This window comes from Sphingomonas sp. BK580 (genome assembly GCF_014194975.1).
GTDB lineage: Bacteria > Pseudomonadota > Alphaproteobacteria > Sphingomonadales > Sphingomonadaceae > Sphingomonas.
The window spans coordinates 1-14,541 of the sequence record NZ_JACIAY010000008.1 but is presented as its reverse complement, the minus strand read 5'-3'; the positions used below and the strand labels follow the sequence as shown (position 1 = coordinate 14,541).

Sequence of the window (14,541 nt, the reverse complement as noted above, 5' to 3'; positions counted from 1 at the left end):
ACGATTCCCTTACGGCGCAGGCGCGTCGAGGGAGGCGAGCGATGGAGCATCTCACCCGGCCGTGGCGGCTCTACGGCGAGCTCGCCGGGCGCGCGACCCGGCGCGAGCTCGCCGGCTTCGACCTCACGCTGCTCGCCGCGCTGGCGCTCGCCTGGCACGCGCCCGATCTCGCCGCGCCCTGGCTCGCCGCGCTCGACCTGCGCCCCGAGATGGCGCGAGGCGGCGTGCTGCTCGCAGCGCTGGGCTTCGTGCTGCTGTTCGGCGCCGCCCCGGGCATCGCGGTGCACGCGCGCCGGTTGCATGACGCCGATCGCTCGGGCTGGTGGCTGCTTCTCCCGGTCGCGACACCGCTGCTGTTGCTGCCGGGTACGCGCGGCGCCAATCGGTACGGCACCGACCCGCGCGGCCCGGCGCGCGCTGCCCCTGCCCCAGACTGCGCGCCCGAGCCGCTGCGGGTGGCGTGCTGAGCGAGGGTACGGCAGCCCCGGTGACCTGAGGACGACATCCTCGTGCCCCGGCGAAGGCCGGGGCCCAGTTGGACTGTGGTCGCGTTCAGGTCGCTGCCGTTCCCCACCTGGGCCCCGGCCTTCGCCGGGGCACGAGCCATGCAGGGCCCCCGCGTCGGCCCGAGCAAAGTGGGTAACCCACCCCGGCCAACTGCCCAACCCGGTCACCCATGTGTCGCCGAGCCGACCTAGCTCCCGCCCCGCAACTGGGGTGTGCACCATGACCATCTTCTACCGTAACGACGCCTTCCTCCTGTCGATCGCCGGCGCGCTGCTGTGCGCCCCTGCGGCGGCGCAGACGCCCCCGACCGCCCCGACTCCCGCGGGCGAGACGGCCGACGCGAGCGCCGCACCCGCACTCAGCGACGTCATCGTCACCGCGCAGCGTCGCCGCACCGACCTGCAGGAGACGCCGATCGCGGTGTCGGTGCTCGACTCGGCCGCGCTACGCGACCGCCACGTCCAGTCGCTGGGCGACCTACACGACGGCGCCATCCCGTCGCTGCGGGTGGCGCCCTTCTACTCGCGCAACTCGGCGCTGATCGTGAACATCCGCGGCGTCGGCGTGCTCGCCGACAGCAACCAGCCCGCGCGCGACCAGGGCGTCGGCGTCTATGTCGACGGCGTCTATCTCGGTCGCGCGGAGGGGCTGGGCGCCGCGCTCTACGACGTCGCCAGTCTGGAGGTGCTCAAGGGGCCGCAGGGGACGCTGTTCGGCCGCAACACCGAGGGCGGCGCGGTCAACGTCGTCACGCGGTCGCCCGGCGGCGAACTCGGGTTGCGCGCCGCCGCCGGGGTCGGCACCGCGGGCGCCTACAGCGGCGAGGTGCACCTCGACCTGCCCGCGCTCGCCGGGGTGGCGGTGAAGCTCGACGGGCTCGTCACCGCGCGCGGCGGGCTGGTCCGCAACCCGCTGACCGGCCAGATCCCTTTCGACTCCTACGATCGACGCGGCGCGCACCTGGCGGCGCTGTGGCACCCGTCCGTGGGGCTCAGCGCGGAGTATGCGTTCGACAGTGCCTATGACGGCTCCTCGCCGTTCTACTATCAGACCGTCACCACCGACACGAGGCCGCAGGCCCCCGCGCAGCCGATCACGCCCCGCCGGGTGCGGGTCGCCGCGGTCGGCGTGCCGCAGCAGGACAGCGTCGGCCACACCCATGGTCACCGGCTCACGCTCGACTGGCAGGCCGCGCCGGGGCTGGAGCTGAAGTCGATCACCGCGCTGCGCGCCATGGACCAGTCGCAATATGACAACGGCTCGGCCGCCAAGTCGGTGTTCACGCCGCGCGGCGCCTTCGCGCGCTACAGCCTGGCGACGTTTGACCAGCGCCAGTGGAGCCAGGAAGTGCAGCTGATCGGTGCGGGACCGCAGCTCCATTATCTCGCCGGCGCGCTCTACTATCGCGAGCGGGTGGGCGATCAGGCGCAGGCGTTCAACACGATGCGCTGGAACGAGGGAGGCACCGCCGCCACCGTGCTCGCGCTGACGCCAGCGGCGCAGCCGATCGATCGCGCGAGCCGGGTGACGACCGAGAGCCTCGGCGCCTTCGGCCAGGCGACCTGGACGCCGGCGTCGACGGACGAGTGGCTCCACCTCACCGGCGGGCTGCGCTGGTCGCGCGACGCCAAGGCGGGCAGCCTCTACATCGTCAACAACAGGACACCGAGCGTGGACGGCGTGGTGGCGCCGCGCGGGCTGGACGCGCACTGGTCGCGCGTCGATCCCATGGCGACGCTCGCCGCCGATGCCGGGCCCTACCTCCACGCCTATGCCAAGTGGAGCACCGGTTATCGCTCGGGCGGCGCCAACTCGCGCTCGCTCACCTACGCGCCGTTCGCGCCCGAGAGCGTGTCGGTGTGGGAGCTCGGGACCAAGAGCGAGTGGTTCGATCGCCGCGCGCGGCTCAACCTCGCGGTCTATGCCGGCAGCTACGCCGACATCCAGGTCGATTTCACCGCCAAGTACCTGCAGAAGGACCAGGCCGGCCGCGTGCTGGAGTCGACCCGCACCACCACCGAGACGTTCAACGCGCCCGGCCGCGGCCGGCTGCGCGGCGCCGAGGCCGATCTCACGCTCGCGCCGGTGGCGGGCCTGACGCTCACCGCCTCCTACGCGCGGACCGACGTGCGCGTCCCGTCGACCGCCAACCCCTTCCCCCAGACCGACGGCCTGGTGATGACGGCACCGGTGCGGCTCTACCCGGTCTACACCCCGCGCGACGCGATCAGCGGCGCGCTCGACTATCACGCCGACGTGCCCGGCGGCACGCTGCGCGCGCATCTCGACGCCAACGCCGATTCGGGTTTCTACGCCAATTACAACGACCCGGAGCGCGACGTGCGCCAGCCGCGCGGCGCCGCCGACGTGGTGGTGAACGGCCGCGTCGCGCTGACCGACCTTGCCGTCTCGCCCGGCGCCGCGGTCGAGCTGGCGCTGTGGAGTCGCAACCTGTTCGACGAGCAGCACCTGTTCTATCGCGAATATACCAGGCTGGTGGGGGTCGGCGGCTTCTTCAACGAGCGCCGCACGATCGGGCTGGAGCTGGGGCTGCGCTTCTGACGCTTGCCCCGTTGATCGCGCCGGGCCTGAGCGCGCATAGCGGCGGGAACAAGCGACGGACAGGCGGGGAGCGAGCGACGATGACCAGGCACCTACCGTGGATCCTGCTCGCGCTCGCCGGCGCCGCCTGCCTCGGCGTGGTCGCATCGGTGCGCGGCGAGCCGGTCAACGCGCTGTGGATCGTCGCCGCGGCGGTGTCGGTCTACCTCGTCGCCTATCGCTACTACGCCCGCTACATCGCGCGCGTCGTCGTCGCGATCGACCCGGCGCGCGCCACCCCGGCAGTGCGCCGCGCCGACGGGCTCGACTATGTCGCGACCGACCGGCGCGTGCTGTTCGGCCACCATTTCGCGGCGATCGCGGGCGCCGGGCCGCTGGTCGGGCCGGTGCTCGCCGCGCAGATGGGCTATCTCCCGGGGACCCTGTGGATCCTCGCCGGCGTGGTGCTCGCCGGCGCGGTGCAGGACTTCATGGTGCTGTTCATCTCGATGCGGCGCGACGGGCGCTCGCTCGGTGAGCTGATCCGGATGGAGATGGGCGCGGTGCCGGGCACGATCGCGCTGGTCGGCGCCTTCATGATCATGGTGATCATCCTCGCGGTGCTCGCGCTGATCGTCGTGCGCGCGCTCGCGGAGAGCCCCTGGGGGCTGTTCACTGTGGTCGCGACCGTGCCGCTCGCGCTGGTGATGGGCGGCTACACGCGCTGGCTGCGGCCGGGCGCGATCGGCGAGGTGTCGGTGATCGGCGTCGTCGGGCTGGTCGCCGCGATCCTGCTCGGCCAGTCGGTCGCGACGAGCGCGACGCTCGCGCCGTGGTTCACGCTCACGCCGGTGGCGCTGTGCGTCGCGCTGATCGCGTACGGCGCGGTGGCGTCGCTGCTGCCGGTGTGGCTGCTGCTCGCCCCGCGCGACTATCTCTCGACGTTCCTTAAGATCGGCGCGATCGCGGCGCTGGCGATCGGCATCGTGCTGCTGGCGCCGCCGCTGCGCATGCCCGCGCTCACCGACTTCGCCGCGACCGGGCGCGGGCCGGTCTGGGCCGGGCCGTTGTTCCCCTTCCTGTTCATCACGATCGCCTGCGGCGCGGTGTCGGGCTTCCACGCGCTGATCGCGAGCGGCACCACGCCCAAGCTGATCGCGAGCGAGGGCGACGCCGCCTTCATCGGCTACGGCGCGATGCTGATGGAGAGCGCGGTGGCGATCATGGCGCTGGTGGCGGCGTGCATCCTCGATCCCGGCATCTATTTCGCGATGAACGCCCCCGCCGCGATCACCGCGGGCGATCCCGCCACCGCCGCCGCGGCGGTGACCGCGATGGGCTTCCCGATCGCGCCCGAGACGCTGACCGACACCGCGCGCCAGGTCGGCGAGACCACGATCATCAGCCGCGCCGGCGGCGCGCCGACGCTGGCGGTGGCGATGGCCGAGATCTTCTCGCACGCGATCGGCGGCCCCGCGATGAAGGCCTTCTGGTATCATTTCGCGATCCTGTTCGAGGCCCTGTTCATCCTCACCGCGGTCGACGCGGGCACGCGCGCGGGGCGCTTCATGCTGCAGGACCTGCTCGCGCTCGCGGTGCCGCGCTTCAAGGACACGGGCGGCTTCGTGCCAGGGCTGGTCGCGACGCTGCTGTGCGTCGGCGCCTGGGGCTTCTTCCTCTACCAGGGCGTGACCGACCCGCTCGGCGGGGTGAACACCTTGTGGCCGCTGTTCGGCATCTCCAACCAGATGCTCGCCGCGGTGGCGCTGCTGCTCGCCACCGTCGTGCTGTTCCGCATGAAGCGCGCGCGCTACGCGGCGGTGACGGTGCTGCCCGCGACCTGGCTGGTGCTGTGCACCGGCACCGCGGGGGTGATGAAACTGGCGCATCCCGATCCAGCGATCGGCTTCCTCGCGCACGCGCGCCGCTTCGCCGACGCCGCCGCGCGCGGCGAAACGCTCAAGCCCGCCAAGACGCTCACCGAGATGAACCGGATCGTGCTCAACGACCGGATCGACGCGGCGCTGTGCGCGCTGTTCCTCGCGGTGGTGGCGGCGATCCTCGTCTACGCGGTCCGCACCTGCCTCGCGGTGCGGCGGCTGGACCGACCCAGCGTCAGCGAGATCCCCCCGGCGAGCATGGAAGCGGCGGCGTGATCGCGCTGTGGCGCCGGCTGGCGCAGACGGCGCGGCTGATGGTCGGCCAGCCCGACTATGACGCCTATCGCCGCCATCTCGCCGAGCATCATCCCGAGCGCGAGGCCATGACCCGCGCGCAATTCTTCCGCGAGCGCGAGGCGGCGCGCTATCGCGGCGGGACCGGGCGCTGCTGCTGAGCGGCGGCTCACCTCCCCTCCCCCGACCTGAACTTTACGTGAAATGGTGATTAATAGCGCGTTGATCTGACGTATGGCACGGCTTACCCTGATGGCCGGCTATAGACGCGCCCCGCGGGGCCGTTCCGGTGCGGTGACAGGTGCTCGAATGAGTGTTCCGGACTGGCAGATCAGCGGCACGATGGCCGCGGCACAGCGCGACGCGATCCTGGCGGCGCTGCTCGCCACTGACAACAATCTGACCCACGCGGCGCAGCGACTGCGCATCGGGCGCACGACGCTCTACCGCCTGATCAAGTCGTACGACATCCTCCTGACCGAGCGCGTGCCGCGTCGTCGCGTGGCCGCGGCGGGCGCGCCGCGCGCGGCCGACGGGCACGACGGCGCGGCGTCGCGCGTGATCCTGGTGGACGGGGCGTGGTATCTCGTCCCCGGCGCGGTGCGGGCGTCGTGAGGAAGTGAAGAGGTCCTTCCTCCGAGAGGATCGTTGCGACGTTCCTTTCTGTGCTCCTGCGCAGGCAGGAGCCCAGAGCCTCGTGCATCGTCAGATGTCGTTTTGCTTGGCTCTGGGTTCCGGCTTTCGCCGGAACACAGTCACCTAACATGCAATCGGCCGCTGCTGGTTGGGACCGCCAGGCTCGTCCACCGGACCTGAGCGCCCCCTTCCTCAGATCGTCCACCCGCTCCGATAGTCGCGCGTCAGCAGCGTGTTCGCGTCCGCCGCGTCGGTGATCCGCGCGGCGCTGCCGTCGTAGCTGATCGGTCGACCGGCACGCAGCGCGACCATGCCGAGCAGCATCGTCTCGTTGAGCGTCGTCGCATAGGCGAACGGGCACGACGCCTGCGTCTCGCCGCGGATCGCGGCGAGCCAGTTGCGCTCGTGGCCCTGCAGCCCGCCCTCGATCCGCGGCAGCGAGCGCGGCACCGCCGCGGCGCGCTCGGCCGCGCCGGCGCCGAACACCACCGGCTTCTCGCCATAGGTCTCGTGCATCAGCATGCCCTGGTCGCCGACGTAGAGCACGCCGCCGTCGGGCGTCATCGTCACCTCGGCGGGCAAATCGTGCGGCGTCGGCGGCATCAGCCCGCCGTCGTACCAGGTGAGCTTGATCGGCCCGCCCTTGGCGTTGCCGAACTCGAAGAAGGTCAGCCCCGCCAGCGGCCAGCTGCCCGGCTGCGCCGGCTGGTCGCGCGACGCCCAGCGCGAGTGGCGAGTCTCGACCCGGGTCGGCAGGCCGGGTTCGAGCGCCCACACTGGGAAGTCGAGCAGGTGCGCGCCCATGTCGCCCAGCGCGCCGGTGCCGAACGGCGTCCAGCCGCGCCAGTTGAAGTGGGCGTAATCGGGGTTGTAGCCCCAGTCGACCGACGCCGGCCCGAGCCACAGGTCCCAGTCGAGGCTCGCGGGTTTGGCCACCGCCTCGGGGCGGGCGATGCCCTGCGGCCAGATCGGGCGGTTGGTCCAGGCATGGACCTCGCGGACGTTCCCGATCGCGCCGCCGCGCAGCAGCTCCACCACGCGGCGACCGTCGTCGCCCGAGTGGCCCTGGTTGCCCATCTGCGTGACGAGCTTGGGGTTCTTGCGCGCCAGCTCGGCGAGCATGCGGCTCTCCGCGACCGTATAGGTCAGCGGCTTCTGGACATAGACGTGGAGCCCGCGCTCCATCGCCATCTTGGCCGCGACCGCGTGATGGTGGTCGGGGGTGGCGATGAGGACCGCCTCGATGTCCTTGCGCTTGTCGAACAGCTTCCGATAGTCGCTGAAGCGCTCGGCCTTGTCATAGGCGGCGCGCAGCGCGACGCGCTCGGGGTTGGTGTTGCCGTCACGGCCGAGCAGCGACTTGGCGACATGGTCGAAATCGACGTCGCAGGCGGCGACGATATTCTCGCCGGTCAGCCGCGAGGCGTTGGCGGCGCCCATGCCGCCCGCGCCGATCACCGCGATGTTGATCTTGTCGCCCGCCTTGCGGCGCCGCGCCGCCTGCGCGGCGCCCGGCAGCGCCCCTGCCATCGCCGTGGCCGCAGCCCCGGCCAGCCACGCGCGGCGGCTGATCCCCTCGCTGATCGTCATCGTCTCTCCTTCGCGTGCGTCGTTGCAGAGGCTTGCGCGCTCACCGCCGTCGTGCCGCGCTCCGGCCTGAGCACCGGGAGTCGCGCCATTCGAAAGCAATTATCTTATTGTATGCGGCACGTCGGGGGGCGGGGCAAGCCGATACGTTAGCGGCGCTGACGTATGGCCGGCGGGACGGGTCGGCCGATCTCGTGAGCCGACCTTGACCCTTCTACCGTCATCCCGGGCCTGACCCGGGATCCACCGTGCAGCGTACACCCGGACCGTTGTTCTCGCGGCACCATGGATCCCGGCTCAAGCCTGTCCTGAGCGACGCCGCAGGCGGCATCGAAGGGGCCGGGATGACGGTAGGAAGAAGGGTCTCCGCCTCCCCCTCAGAAGCTCAGCGCCGCGCTGAAGCGGAGCGAGCGGCCCAGGATCGGGCGCGCCAGCACCGGTCCCGTCCCCTGCGAGCCGATGATGCGCGGGTTACCCTCGGTCAGCCCGATCTCGTCCGTGAGATTGTTGCCCGTCACCTGGAGCCGGATACGCTCCGCCACCTCGACCGACACGCCCGCGTCGAGCTGGTAGAAGCGCGGCAGCAGCTGCTGGTTCTCGGGATCGGAGAAGCGGTCGCCGGTATATTGCAGCGTCGCGAACAGCGACGGGCGCAGGCTCCCCACCGGCAGCTCGTAGGACGGGGTCACGCGCCACATCCAGCGCGGCTGGCGCTGGACGCGGTTCCCGGTATTGTCGATCGCGCCGCCGCCGGTGAAGAAGTCCTGGTAGGTGCCGTCGAGGAAGGTCCCCGCCGCCGCCAGGCTGAAGCCCGCGAACGGACGGATCGCGCCCTCCAGCTCGACGCCGGTCGCCTTGGCGCCGCCGACCTGGCTCAGCGCGACGTTGTTGATCAGCTGCGTCGTCGCCAGCCCGTCGAACTTGTTGTGGAAGACGGTGGCGTAGAGGTTGAGCCACGGCATCGAGACCTTGAGCCCGCCCTCGTAGGTGTCGACCTTGGCGACGATCGTCAGCCCCTCGCGCAGGTTGTCGAACTGCGGGAAGCTGTGGCCGCGGCTGTAGCGCGCGAACACGCCGACCTGCGAGGTGAAGTCGTAGTTGGCGCCCGCGGTCCACGACCAGCGCCCCTCGCGGAACGGGTCGAGCGCGCGGCGGTCGCCGAACACGTTGACCGCGTTGTCGTACAGCGTGTTCGGGTTACCGTCGAGGTTGACCGGGGTCGCCGCCGGGGTGCGCAGGTTCCCGTCGACGATATGCTTCTGATAGCGCAGCCCGCCGTCGACGCGCAGCTGCGACGTGAGCTGCAGCTCGTCGACCGCGTAGAAGGCGAGGTCCGACCCCTTGTAATAGGCGTCGACGAGGAAGCCGTCGCCGCTGGTGAAGCCGTTCTGCGTCGCGGTGCGCCCGCCGTTGAGCGTCAGGTCGAGCAGCCGCGCGCGCGGTTCGGCGGTGAGCAGCACCTGGTTGCCCAGCGCCCACTGGTCGCGCGTGGTGTAATCGGCGTAGTAGAAGCCGCCGGTCAGCTTGTTGCCGCCGGCCTTCCACTCGAGCGCGGTGTCGGCGACGAAGGAGGTGATCTTCTTCTGCACACTCCAGATGCCCGCGCGCATCACCTGCGTCTCCGCGCCCGACGCGACCGCGCCGCCGCCGTTGACGTAGCTGAGCGAGGCGACGGTCGAGCCCGCGCCGCCGAGCGCGGTCGCGATCGCCGAGGCGGCGGTGGGCGGACCGTCGGGGACGAGCCCGACCGTGTCCGCGCGCCCGCCGAGATAGCTCATCCGCTCGCGCACGCGCAGGCCGTCGGCCACCTCATAGTCGAAGGTGATGCCGGTGTTGATCACGTCGGCGCCGCGGCCGTTCTCGAGGTTGACGGTGTTGCCCTGGACGTTGCGCGTCAGCCGCGTCTCCGGCCCGAGCAGGGTGCCGGTGCCCGCGTCGAAGCCGGGATACGCGCTGATCTTGCGCCCGTCCTGGATCACCGGGATCGGCAGCAGCCACTGGCCGCGATCGTTGAGGTAGCGCGCGTAGACCTCGACCGAGCCGCGCCCCTCGAAATCATGGTGGATGTTGGCGGTGACCTGACCGCCCTTCTCGGCGCGGAAGCCTGGGTCGCGGATGCCGTTGCCCTGCGCGTAGAAGCCGCCGATCATGAAGCCGGTGTTCTCGCCGAGCGGGCCCGACACCCAGGCGTCGCCGCGCGCCTCGTCGTAGTCGGTGTAGGAGAATTTGCCGAGGCCGTGGAGCGCGCTGCCGCCGGTGCGCGGCACGACGTTGACGGTGAGGCCGGGCTGGCCGTTGGAGAAGAGCGAGCCGGTGCCGCCGCGCACCGCCTCGACCCGCTGCACCGTCTCGTCGAGCCGGATCAGCTGCGAGTTCTCGAGGAACGACAGCGTCGAGGGCGGGAAGATCGGCACGCCGCCGAGCTGGAAGGTGACGAACTGCGCGTCGCCGCCCGAGGGATAGCCGCGCACGAAGATGTTGGCGCCGTTCTGCCCGCCCGAGCTCTCCGCCATCACGCCGGGGACGGTGCGGAGCAGGTCGGCGGTGCTGTTGGGCGCGGCGCGCTCGATCGCGTCGTCGCTGAGCGTGGTGACCGCGAAGGCGGCGTCCTGCCGCCGCGTGCCGCCGCCCGCGGTGCCGACGACGATGATGTCGTCCCCGCTCGGCGCGGTGGTGTCGACGATGCCGGTGTCGGGCTGCGAGCGCTGCGCGGTGTCCTGCGCGGGGTCGGGCGCGGCGCCGGTCTGGGCGAGCGCGGGCGCGGCGAGCAGCGTCAGCGCGACGGTGGCGGCGCCGGTGAGCAGCCGCGTGGCGTGGGTGGACCGCATGCTTCTTCTCCCTCTGCTGCGGCGCTCGGGCGGCGCCGTTAACCACGAATGTAAGTCGCGCGCGGACTCGTGTCGACGTGGCATGGGCCGACGTAGAGCATTGCTGGAGAAGGGTTGTTTCTGCGCCACAGTGCGGCGAGCGACGCGCTCCCCCGCTCGCGACAGCGCGTCTGGATCCCCGCGTTCGCGGGGATGACGGATCAAATGCGCGGGGATGACGGATCGAAGTGGTGAGATCCGTCGCCTGTCTCTTCCGTCATCCCCGCGCAGGCGGGGATCCAGACGCGCAGGTGGCGCGATCATAGGCATGATCGCCGAACGCTGAGGCTACCTGCCGCGGCGATGGGCAGCGCGTGAGGTCCGACTTCCCCGCGCGCACGAACGCGGCGGGATCACCCCACCAGCACCACGCGGCAGATCCGGTCCGACGCGGTGAGGAACAGGCTGCGTCCGCCCTCGCCCACGCAGGCGTTGGCGATCGGCTTGCCATTGCCGATGATGCCGAGCGGCTCGCCCGCGGGGCTGAGCACGTGCATCCCGCCCGGTCCGCTGACGAACAGATGGCCCGCCGCCGCGACGTCCATGCCGTCGGGCGCGCCGGCCCAGCCCTTCGCCTTGTCCGCGCGCATGTCGCTGAACACGCGCGAGCCGGTCGGCCGGCCCCGCGCGTCGAGCGCATAGGCCCAGACCAGCGGCGCGGCGTCGTCCGAGCAGGACAAGTACAAGGTGCGCTCGTCGGGCGAGAGGCCGACGCCGTTGGGGAAGCGCCGCGCGCCGTCGAGCAGCGTGACGGTGCCGTCGGGGTCGAGTCGGTAGAGCCCCATCACGTCGAGCTCGCGCAGCGGCGAGTCGGGGCCGGCGGCGAAGCCGTAGGTCGGGTCGGTGAAGTAGATCGCGCCCGAGCGCGCCACCACCACGTCGTTGGGGCTGTTGAAGCGCTTGCCCTGGTAACGCTCGGCCAGCACCGTCCGCTTCCTGGTGGCGAGGTCGACGCGCACGATCGCGCGCGTGCCGCTGTCCGCGACGATCAGCCGGCCCCGGCGATCGAGCGCGAGCCCGTTGGCGCCGGCCTCGCGGATCGCGGGCGGGATCGGCGTCTGCAGGCCCGAGGGATTGAGGAACGGTCGCGCGCCGCCGCGGCGCGACCAGCGGTGGACGACGTTGGCGGGCACGTCGGAGAAGAGCAGATACTCGCCCTCGGCAACCCACACCGGCCCCTCGGCCCAGCGATAGCCGGTGGCGAGCGTCTCGATCGTCGCGCCGGGCGGGATGATCGAGTCGAGCCGCGGGTCGAGCCGCAGCACCCCCATCGGCGGCGGCTCGGCCGCGCGCGCGGCGCCGGTGGCGAGCGCGCCCAGCCCCGCCAGCCCGGCGAGCGCGCCGCGCCGGGTGAGCGCGGTCATACCAGCCGCACGCGCTGGCCCTCGCGCGCCGAGCGATAGATCGCCTCGATCACGCGCATGTCGGCGAGCCCCTCCTCGCCCGCGACCAACGGCTGCTTGTCGTCGAAGATGCACTCGGCGAGATGGTCGAGCTGCGCCGCGTGCTGCGGCTTGCCCGCGGGCGGGTCGCGCGGCTCGGTGCGGCCGTCGCGGTTGATCCGCATCTTCTGCCCCTCGTAGGAGGTGGCGGGCTCGAGCTCGATCCAGCCCTTGGTGCCGATCACGCGATAGGCGTTGTGGTTCGAGCTGTAGCTCGACACGCAGGTCGCCTCGATCCCCGAGGGGAAGCGCAGCAGGAACGAGATGCGGTCCTCCACCGTGCGGAAGCGCGGGTCGGAGCGGTCCGTCGACTCGATCGCGCTGACCTCCACCGGGTTCTCGCCGGCGAGATAGCGCGCTGCGTTGAGGCTGTAGATGCCGATGTCCATCAGCGAGCCGCCGCCCGACAGCGGCCGGTTGAGCCGCCACTGGTTGGGCTTGGCGTCGAAGCCGTGCTCCGAGGTGATGATCCGCGTCGGCCCGACGAAGCCGCTCTGCGCCAGCTGGATCGCGAGCATGTTGTGCGGCTGGAAGCGCGAGCGATAGCCGATCATCAGCTTGCGCTTGGCGGCGCGGCAGGCCGCGATCATCGTCTCGCACTCCGCCACCGAGACCGCCATCGGCTTCTCGCACATCACGTGCTTGCCCGCCTTCGCGGCGCGCACGACATATTCGGCGTGCATCGAATTGGGCAGGATCACGTAGACGACGTCGATGTCCGGATTGTCGCGGATCGTGTCGAAGTTGGCGTAGCTGTAGCGGTGCGTCTTGGGGATGTTGTACTGCGTCCCGAACTTCTCGAGCTTCTCGGGCGTGCCGCTGACCAGCGCGACCAGCCGCGAATGGTCGCACTCCGCGAACTTGGACATGATCAGCTCGGCGTAGCGACCCAGTCCGACCACGGCATAGCCGACCTTGCGGTCGCGCGGCGGCGCGGCGCAGGCGCCGCTCGCGGCGACGGCGAGCCCCATCCCCAGCCCGGTGATGATCGTGCGACGGTCGGCCTCGCGCATGTCCCTCTCCCTCTCCTGTCGACGCTTTCGGCGCCGTGGATCAGAGGGTTAACAGCATCATTCGGGGAGCGCTACCATCTCCGCCGCGGTCTCGGTGCGCGCGTCGTAGCGCGCCTGCGCCGCGGCGACCGCGCCCATCCGCGTCTCCGCCCAGTCGATCATCTGCCGCAGCGCGCCGAGCAGCTCGCGCCCGAGCGGCGTGACGCGATACACCACCTTGATCGGCACGCTGGCCTCGACTTCGCGCGTCACCAGCCCGTCGCGCTCGAGCGAGCGCAGCGTCTGACTCAGCATCTTCTGCGACACGCCCGCGATGCGGCGCTTGAGCTCGCTGAATCGCCGCGGTGAGTCACCGAGCAGCAGCAGGATCAGCACGCTCCATTTGTCACCGACGCGATCGAGCAGGCGCCGCGTCGGGCAGTCGGCGGCATAGACGTCACCCCGCGCGGTATCGCCGGGGTGACCAGGTGAGATGGAAGTGCCGTCTTGCATGGCGCCTCGCCCTAGCCAAGTAGGTCACCGTAGGAAACCACCTACGGAGGACGAGATGAGGGTAGCGGTGCTGGGCGCGAGCGGTCGCGCGGGCAAGGAGATCACGCAGGAGCTGGCGCGGCGCGGCCATCAGGTCACCGCGGTCGCGCGCCACCCGGAGGCGATCCCCGCGGCCGAGGGCGTCACCGCGGTCGCGGGCGACGCGCATGACGCCGACGCGCTGGCCGGGCTGGTCCGCGGCCATGACGCGGTGATCAGCGCGCTCCACTTCGACGTCACCGCCGAGACGCTGCTGGGCGCGCTCCGCGCCACCGGGGTGCCTCGGCTGCTGGTCACCGGGGGCGCGGCGAGCCTGCGCACCGCCGACGGCGGCCGGCTGATCGACTCGCCCGACTTCCCCGCGGCGTGGCGCGACATGGCGATGGGCGGGGTGCGCTTCCTTGAGGCGCTGCGCGGGGTGGAGGACGTCGACTGGACCTTCTTCTCGCCCGCCGCGCTGATCGAGGAGGGGCCGCGCACCGGCCGCTTCCGGCTCGGCGGCGACGCGCTGGTGGTCGACGGCGAGGGGCAGAGCCGGATCAGCTTCGCGGACTATGCGATCGCGATGGTCGACGAGCTGGAGCAGCACCGCCACGCGCGCGCGCGCTTCACCGCGGCGTACTGAGGAGGCGGACGCAGCTCTAGCGCGGCGGCGCACATCAGCGGAACACAGCCGCGCCGCTTCGACGTCGTCCCGGGCTCGTTCCGGGAGCAACGATACCGCGCATCCTCGGGCGGCCGCTTCCGCGGTGCAATGGAGCCCGGGACAAGTCCGGGATGATAGCGGTGTGTGTGTCGGGGGGAGAAAGCGGCCGGGCAGCTCACCTCAACCCAGCGCCCTCAGCCCAGCGCCTTCTCCAGCTCGGCCTTGGTCATGGTCGAGCGGCCCGGCACGTCCGCCTTCTTCGCACGCTCGTAGAGTTCGGCCTTGCTCGGCTGCTGCCCGCGCTCGCGCCGCTCCGACTCTCCCTTGCGGCGCTCGTTCTGCGCGGGAGTCTGCTGGTTCGACGCACCCGCCTCGCTCAGCCCGATCGCGATCGCCTGTTTGCGGCTGGTGACCTTGCGCCCGGCGCTGGTCTCCAGCTCACCCTCGGCGAACTCGTGCATCACGCGCTCGACCGTCTCCTGCTGCGCCTTGCTCTGCTTCGCCATCTCACACGCTCCTGCAGCGACGCGAGCGAGAACCGGGGCGGGCGGCGCCGGGTTCCCCGATCCTCCCCGCGAGCGGGGAGGATCGGAGCAG

12 protein-coding genes are annotated in these 14,541 nt (G+C 71.5%); 6 read left to right on the top strand and 6 right to left on the bottom strand.

Going from position 1 to position 14,541, the window contains the following annotated elements:
- Positions 1-41: 41 nt before the first annotated feature.
- The 5 genes from FHY05_RS14425 to FHY05_RS14405 all read left to right on the top strand — a co-directional run bounded on the left by FHY05_RS14425 (position 42) and on the right by FHY05_RS14405 (position 5,837).
- The gene (locus FHY05_RS14425; protein WP_183945160.1) at positions 42-467 is read left to right on the top strand and encodes a DUF805 domain-containing protein; all 426 of its coding nucleotides are present in this window, start codon (positions 42-44) and stop codon (positions 465-467) included.
- A gap of 259 nt (positions 468-726) precedes the next feature.
- The gene (locus FHY05_RS14420) at positions 727-3,069 is read left to right on the top strand and encodes a TonB-dependent receptor (RefSeq protein ID WP_183945159.1); all 2,343 of its coding nucleotides are present in this window, start codon (positions 727-729) and stop codon (positions 3,067-3,069) included.
- 80 nt (positions 3,070-3,149) lie between these two features.
- Positions 3,150-5,204: a carbon starvation CstA family protein gene (locus tag FHY05_RS14415; protein ID WP_183945158.1), complete on the top strand. Its 2,055-nt coding sequence runs from the start codon at positions 3,150-3,152 to the stop codon at positions 5,202-5,204.
- Positions 5,201-5,383: a YbdD/YjiX family protein gene (locus tag FHY05_RS14410; RefSeq protein ID WP_183945157.1), complete on the top strand. Its 183-nt coding sequence runs from the start codon at positions 5,201-5,203 to the stop codon at positions 5,381-5,383. The genes FHY05_RS14415 and FHY05_RS14410 overlap by 4 nt, the downstream gene beginning before the upstream one ends.
- Positions 5,384-5,531: 148 nt before the next feature.
- Entirely contained in the window at positions 5,532-5,837 is a 306-nt protein-coding gene (locus FHY05_RS14405) for a helix-turn-helix domain-containing protein (protein ID WP_183945156.1), read from the top strand.
- Between the two features lie 213 nt (positions 5,838-6,050).
- Here FHY05_RS14405 and FHY05_RS14400 read toward each other — a convergent pair whose 3' ends face one another.
- The 5 genes from FHY05_RS14400 to FHY05_RS14380 form a co-directional block, all read right to left on the bottom strand.
- Positions 6,051-7,448, bottom strand: a complete 1,398-nt coding sequence (locus FHY05_RS14400; RefSeq protein WP_183945155.1) for a Gfo/Idh/MocA family protein — start codon at positions 7,446-7,448, stop codon at positions 6,051-6,053.
- Between the two features lie 374 nt (positions 7,449-7,822).
- Entirely contained in the window at positions 7,823-10,273 is a 2,451-nt protein-coding gene (locus FHY05_RS14395) for a TonB-dependent receptor (protein ID WP_183945154.1), read from the bottom strand.
- A gap of 392 nt (positions 10,274-10,665) precedes the next feature.
- The gene (locus tag FHY05_RS14390; RefSeq protein WP_183945153.1) at positions 10,666-11,676 is read right to left on the bottom strand and encodes an SMP-30/gluconolactonase/LRE family protein; all 1,011 of its coding nucleotides are present in this window, start codon (positions 11,674-11,676) and stop codon (positions 10,666-10,668) included.
- Complete coding sequence (locus tag FHY05_RS14385; protein WP_260181584.1) at positions 11,673-12,767, bottom strand: Gfo/Idh/MocA family protein; 1,095 nt, start codon at positions 12,765-12,767, stop codon at positions 11,673-11,675. The genes FHY05_RS14390 and FHY05_RS14385 overlap by 4 nt, the downstream gene beginning before the upstream one ends.
- A gap of 57 nt (positions 12,768-12,824) precedes the next feature.
- Positions 12,825-13,259, bottom strand: coding sequence for a helix-turn-helix domain-containing protein (locus FHY05_RS14380; protein ID WP_183945152.1), 435 nt, complete (start codon positions 13,257-13,259; stop codon positions 12,825-12,827).
- Positions 13,260-13,314: 55 nt separating this feature from the next.
- Here FHY05_RS14380 and FHY05_RS14375 point away from each other — a divergent pair, with 55 nt between their 5' ends.
- Positions 13,315-13,923 carry an NAD(P)-dependent oxidoreductase gene (locus FHY05_RS14375; RefSeq protein ID WP_183945151.1) on the top strand — a complete coding sequence of 203 codons (609 nt, stop codon included), beginning with the start codon at positions 13,315-13,317 and terminating at the stop codon, positions 13,921-13,923.
- A 215-nt stretch (positions 13,924-14,138) separates the two neighbouring features.
- Here FHY05_RS14375 and FHY05_RS14370 read toward each other — a convergent pair whose 3' ends face one another.
- Positions 14,139-14,450, bottom strand: a complete 312-nt coding sequence (locus tag FHY05_RS14370; protein WP_183945150.1) for a DUF6496 domain-containing protein — start codon at positions 14,448-14,450, stop codon at positions 14,139-14,141.
- Positions 14,451-14,541 lie beyond the last annotated feature (91 nt).

Bases quoted from the DNA above. Each gene is read 5' to 3' on its own strand.
- FHY05_RS14370 (WP_183945150.1), bottom strand. From the start codon at position 14,450: ATGGCGAAGCAGAGCAAGGCGCAGCAGGAGACGGTCGAGCGCGTGATG.
- FHY05_RS14380 (WP_183945152.1), bottom strand. From the start codon at position 13,259: ATGCAAGACGGCACTTCCATCTCACCTGGTCACCCCGGCGATACCGCG.
- FHY05_RS14375 (WP_183945151.1), top strand. From the start codon at position 13,315: ATGAGGGTAGCGGTGCTGGGCGCGAGCGGTCGCGCGGGCAAGGAGATC.
- FHY05_RS14405 (WP_183945156.1), top strand. From the start codon at position 5,532: ATGAGTGTTCCGGACTGGCAGATCAGCGGCACGATGGCCGCGGCACAG.
- FHY05_RS14400 (WP_183945155.1), bottom strand. From the start codon at position 7,448: ATGACGATCAGCGAGGGGATCAGCCGCCGCGCGTGGCTGGCCGGGGCT.
- FHY05_RS14390 (WP_183945153.1), bottom strand. From the start codon at position 11,676: ATGACCGCGCTCACCCGGCGCGGCGCGCTCGCCGGGCTGGCGGGGCTG.
- FHY05_RS14395 (WP_183945154.1), bottom strand. From the start codon at position 10,273: ATGCGGTCCACCCACGCCACGCGGCTGCTCACCGGCGCCGCCACCGTC.
- FHY05_RS14385 (WP_260181584.1), bottom strand. From the start codon at position 12,767: ATGCGCGAGGCCGACCGTCGCACGATCATCACCGGGCTGGGGATGGGG.
- FHY05_RS14425 (WP_183945160.1), top strand. From the start codon at position 42: ATGGAGCATCTCACCCGGCCGTGGCGGCTCTACGGCGAGCTCGCCGGG.
- FHY05_RS14415 (WP_183945158.1), top strand. From the start codon at position 3,150: ATGACCAGGCACCTACCGTGGATCCTGCTCGCGCTCGCCGGCGCCGCC.
- FHY05_RS14420 (WP_183945159.1), top strand. From the start codon at position 727: ATGACCATCTTCTACCGTAACGACGCCTTCCTCCTGTCGATCGCCGGC.